This window comes from Bradyrhizobium sp. (assembly GCF_016462955.1).
Lineage (GTDB): Bacteria > Pseudomonadota > Alphaproteobacteria > Rhizobiales > Xanthobacteraceae > Bradyrhizobium.
On the sequence record NZ_JAEMSD010000237.1, the window covers coordinates 1 to 4,408 of the forward strand.

Consider the following 4,408-nt stretch of genomic DNA (forward strand, 5'->3'; position numbering starts at 1 on the left):
CGTCGATACCCTTCCAGACGTCGGTGAAGACGAAGGGCCAGCCGGCGACGTAGTTGATCTTGGTCGGCGTCCGCTCGAGCACCCAGAAGATCGCGTCGCGTCCCGGATGCACCAGGCTCTTGATGGTGCGGCCATCGCGTTGCAGGTCGATCAGCATCGGCGCTTCGACCTCGTCCCAGTCCCAGGAATCGTTCTGATGATACTGGTGATAGGCCTCGATCTTGCCGGTGTCGGGATCCAGCGCGAGCACCGAGGATGTGTAGAGATTGTCGCCGGGATGCGAGTCGCCGGGCCATGGTGCGGCGTTGCCGACGCCCCAATAGATCGTCTTGGTCTCCTTGTCGTAATTGCCGGTCATCCAGGCCGAACCGCCGCCATTCTTCCAGTCGTCGCCCTGCCAGGTGTCGTGACCGGGTTCACCTTCGCCGGGGATGGTGTAGGTCCGCCACAGCTCCTTGCCGTCCTTGGCATCATAAGCGACGACATAGCCGCGCACGCCGAACTCGCCGCCGGAGCCGCCGACGATGACCTTGCCCTCGACGATCAACGGCATCAGCGTCAGGTACTGGCCCTTCCTGTAATCCTGCACCTTGGTATCCCACACCACCTTGCCGGTCTTGGCATCGAGCGCGACGACATGGTCGTCGGTGGTCGCGAGGTAGAGCTTGTCCTCCCACAGGCCGACGCCGCGGTTGGTCGGATGCAGTTGGAAGAGATCGTCGGGAAGCTGCCGCTTGTAGCGCCAATATTCGTCGCCGGTCTTCGCGTTCAGCGCGATCACCTGCCCCATCGGAGTCGTCACGAACATCGCGCCGTTGTTGACGATCGGCGGGGCCTGGTGCCCCTCGACCACGCCCGTGGAAAAGGTCCAGACCGGCGTGAGGTTCTTGACGTTGGAGGTGTTGATCTGTTCGAGCGGGCTGTAGCCGTGCCCATCATAAGTGCGACGGTAGAGCATCCAGTTGCTCGGCTCGGGATTCTCCAAGCGTTGCGCGGTGACCGGAGCATAGTTCTCGATCGGGCCTGACACGGCGGCGCTCGAGGCGAGACAGGTGAATGCGACGAAGCCGGATAGTAACCATTGCTTCCCGGTGATGGAAGTTCTCATGGACGTTCCCCTTTTTCATCCGTGTGAATTCTTGTTTTGAATTCTTGTTGTGGATTCTTGTCGTCGTCCCCTCGTCCGCCCGTGGGCGGAGGCGGCCGCTTCTCGTGACGCGGGCAGAGCCCGCAACGTCCATCATCCTGGCTGCGCGCCACCTACCTTTCCGATGAAGTTGCCGGCGATGCTGAGCGATCCGTCAGCCAGCGCCAGGGGCAACGCCGCGAGCCGCCGCGGCGCCGGCCCGAACACGACCTGCGCGCCGGCACGCGGATCGAATTCGGAGTTGTGGCACATGCACTTGAACACCACCTTGTCGCCGACATCGCTTTTCACCCAGGCGGTAACGGGACAGCCCGCATGCGAACAGATCGCCGAATAGGCGATGATGCCTTCGACGGCGCGCACGCGGGTTTTTTCGTCGAGTTCGGCGGGATCGAGCTTGATGATCAGGATCTCGTTGAGCCGTGAACCGCTGCGCACCACCGATGTGTTGGGATCCTTCGGCCAGGCATGGACCGGTGGTGCGCCGACCTTGAGATCGGCCGCGGTGACGAGCTTGCCTTCCCGGTCACCGTCGGAGAAGACGAGCAGGTCGCCCTTCTGCGGCCGCTCGTCAGAGCCGGGCGGATCCTCACCTGCGCGAGCTCCAGTGGAACAGCCGAGACAGGCCGTGGTGGCAAGCGCACCCAGCAGCATCGTTCGGCGCGTCTGCTCAGAACCCGCGTCGACTTCGGGTCCCATAACACTCTCGGAGGATGAAGAATGGATATCGAACGATGTGCGAGCCATCCCGCTAGCAGGCGCTGGGACTCAGCCGAAAACAAGGCGAAGAATTGGCGCCGCAGTGCATCAATATGGCCTTACTCGCTTTGATTGAACGAGCATGAACGCAAGCAAACGTGTTTTCGACAATCTACGTCGCATTGCGCGAGCGGCATGATGATTTTGCAGATCAGACCGATGCTGCTGGAATTGGTGCAACGCGTTACGAGGCGCACTGGCTCGCTTCAGCGGGCTTTCTCGCTTTCACGGCCTGAGCACGTGGCGCGGCGAAGCGATGCGGCCTGCGACCGTCGCCGATGCCATCTCAAAGCTATCGGCGATGCGACGCGCCTTATCGATGAAAAGCGCGGCCGCGTTGGGCGGGCAGACTTCGCGCGCGGTCTGTTCGAACAGGTCGAGCCAGCGGTCGAAATGGCCGCCGGCCAAATTCAGCGGCAGGTGCGCCCGCATCGGCGAACCATGATAACGGCCGCTCGTCAGCACGACCGACGACCAGAAATCCCGGAGCTTGGAGAGATGCTCGTCCCAGTCCCGCACGACCGCGAAGACCGGCCCCAGCAGCGCGTCCTCGCACACACGCCCGTAGAAACGGGTCACGAGTTCTCCGATCATTTCCTCGGTGATCCCGGTGCGCTCGATCGCATCCTGGGTCAACAGGTTCCGTCGCGCGGCCGCAGCTTCCCGTTCGGCCTTCAGTCGATCCGACATGTCCTTGCAATCGTTCCGTTGTTCCCGCAGGCGCCCCATCGGCATTGTCGGGCACGTCGCGCAGGGCGTCTTTGTCCCAGCGCAAATTGCCGGGGCTCTGGCGGCGGGCGCTCGGGCCCGCCGCCACTGCCTTGGTCAGGCGCTATACGTATAAAACCCCTGCCCGGTCTTGCGGCCGAGATGACCGGCATCGACCATCTCTTTCAGCAGCGGTGCTGGACGATATTTGGGGTCGTTGAAGCCCTTGTAAAAGACCTCCATCACCGAAAGCATGGTGTCGAGCCCGACGAGATCGGCGAGCGCCAGCGGCCCGATCGGGTGGTTGCAGCCGAGCTTCATGCCGGCGTCGATCTCTTCCGCCGTCGCGATTCCCTCCTGGAGCGCGAAGATCGCCTCGTTGATCATCGGGCACAGGATGCGGTTGACGGCGAAGCCCGGGCTGTTCTTGGCCGTGATCGCCACCTTGCCGACGCGCTTGGCGAAATCCAGCGCCTTGGCATGGGTGTCATCGGAGGTCTGCAGGCCGCGAATGAGCTCGAGCAGCGCCATCACCGGCACCGGGTTGAAGAAGTGCATGCCGATGAAGCGGTCCGGACGATCGGTAGCGGCTGCAAGCTTGGTGATCGAGATCGACGACGTGTTGGTTGCGAGAAGCGTGCGCGGCGAGAGGGTGGCGCAGAGATCCTTCAGGATCTTGACCTTGAGCTCCTCGTTCTCGGTCGCAGCCTCGATGACCAGGTCGCAATCCGCCAGCTTCGCCCGGTCGGTGGTGCCGGTGATGCGCTTGAGCGCCGCCTCGCGGTCGGCCGCCGACATCTTCTCTTTCTTGACCAACCGCTCGAGGCTGCCGCCCACGGTCGCAAGCCCGCGATTCACCGCCGCATCGGAAATATCGACCATCACGACCGAGAGCCCGGCCGCGGCGCAAACCTGCGCGATGCCATTCCCCATGGTCCCTGCCCCGATGATGCCAACGGTCTGGATCATTGCGTCACATCCTTTCATCCTTGCGGCGCGTGCCTTTGGCGGCCCGGCCCATTGTTCCTGCACCGGGGTCTAGCACTGCCAATGGGCCAGCGCGACCCGATCCTGTTCCCATAATGCATCCATGGACGGAATACAGCCGGCCCAGCCGCGCCGCGGCAGGATTTGGGCTGCTCCCTGCCCGATTTGACGGATTTTCTCCCTTGCCAGAGGACGCAGGAACGCGGACGCGGGGCCGCGGCATCGCGCCAGAGCAACAGCGTCAGGTCGAACGAACGATTTCAGCACAGGTGGATTGTCTCAGGACGTAAACGTCAAGGAAAGTCCCATGAAAAAGATCATCCTGGCATCCGCATGTATCATGGCGCTGGCAACGGGTAGCGCCTCAGCCCAGACACAACCTGTACCGGGCGCGTCCGGTCAAAGCGACGTGGGCCCCTCATCGCGAGGCCCCGCAACCAAGGGCATGACGACGGGACGGGCGTCGAACATGCAGAACGAAGTCAGCGACGGCAAAGGGCAGCAGCCGTCGACCGGCGGCAACACGAACAACATGGGTAGCCAGGCCGGCGGAAGCGCGGGCTCCGGCAGCGCAGGCTCCGGTAAATGACCTGACGATCGATCCCGAGAGGGGACAGGCGTCCCCTCTCACTCCAAGCAGCACCTGCATCGGCAAAGGCGGATCGCACGCCCGCAAAGTGCCCCACGCAGTAAATGGGCGATGTTCTGCAATTGGTCCTCCCTACATTGACACGAGTGTGACGGCCGGGGCAGGTTTTCTCGTTGCTGGCGAATCAGCGATTGCCTCACGCCGAGTATCTCTTGGAC

Annotated in this window: 5 protein-coding genes; 1 reads left to right on the top strand and 4 read right to left on the bottom strand. The window is 63.0% G+C overall.

Going from position 1 to position 4,408, the window contains the following annotated elements; genetic code table 11:
* From JHD07_RS22425 to JHD07_RS22440, 4 genes are all read right to left on the bottom strand, one after another.
* Positions 1-1,108: PQQ-binding-like beta-propeller repeat protein (locus JHD07_RS22425; protein ID WP_291625881.1), on the bottom strand; the 1,108-nt coding region annotated here is incomplete at its 3' end.
* A 132-nt stretch (positions 1,109-1,240) separates the two neighbouring features.
* On the bottom strand, positions 1,241-1,894 hold the full coding sequence (locus JHD07_RS22430) for a Rieske 2Fe-2S domain-containing protein (protein ID WP_291625883.1): 654 nt from the start codon (positions 1,892-1,894) through the stop codon (positions 1,241-1,243).
* A gap of 237 nt (positions 1,895-2,131) precedes the next feature.
* The gene (locus JHD07_RS22435) at positions 2,132-2,596 is read right to left on the bottom strand and encodes a group III truncated hemoglobin (RefSeq protein WP_291625897.1); all 465 of its coding nucleotides are present in this window, start codon (positions 2,594-2,596) and stop codon (positions 2,132-2,134) included.
* Between the two features lie 135 nt (positions 2,597-2,731).
* Positions 2,732-3,583 (bottom strand): 3-hydroxybutyryl-CoA dehydrogenase, encoded by an 852-nt coding sequence (locus tag JHD07_RS22440; RefSeq protein WP_291625885.1) that lies wholly within the window; start codon positions 3,581-3,583, stop codon positions 2,732-2,734.
* A 325-nt stretch (positions 3,584-3,908) separates the two neighbouring features.
* Here JHD07_RS22440 and JHD07_RS22445 point away from each other — a divergent pair, with 325 nt between their 5' ends.
* On the top strand, positions 3,909-4,190 hold the full coding sequence (locus JHD07_RS22445) for a hypothetical protein (RefSeq protein ID WP_291625887.1): 282 nt from the start codon (positions 3,909-3,911) through the stop codon (positions 4,188-4,190).
* The last annotated feature ends 218 nt before the right edge of the window (positions 4,191-4,408 follow it).